The 214-nt window shown below is 68.2% G+C and carries 1 pseudogene; it reads left to right on the top strand.

The features are described 5' to 3' along the window. Positions 1 to 192: pseudogene (locus tag AAH979_RS43295) on the top strand (IS110 family transposase); the annotation flags it as partial. Positions 193 to 214 lie beyond the last annotated feature (22 nt).

The raw sequence follows: 214 nt of genomic DNA, 5'->3' as shown, positions 1-214 counted from the left end.
GCGTCGCTGCGGGTCTCGGCCGGCGCTCGCGCCTACTACGACCGGCAACGCGCCCGCGGCGCCACCTACAACGCCGCGCTGCGCCAACTCGCCAACCGGCTCGTCGGCATCCTGCACGGATGCCTCAAAACCGGCACGCCGTACGACGAGACGACCGCCTGGTCTCACCACCTCAACGAGGCCGTTGCTTGACATTCAAGCTCCTGGGATGTCT

It is taken from the genome of Plantactinospora sp. ZYX-F-223, assembly GCF_039649625.1.
Classification (GTDB): domain Bacteria; phylum Actinomycetota; class Actinomycetes; order Mycobacteriales; family Micromonosporaceae; genus Plantactinospora.
The sequence above is the reverse complement of the archived record's forward strand: the minus strand, read 5'-3'. Positions and strand labels throughout refer to the sequence as shown.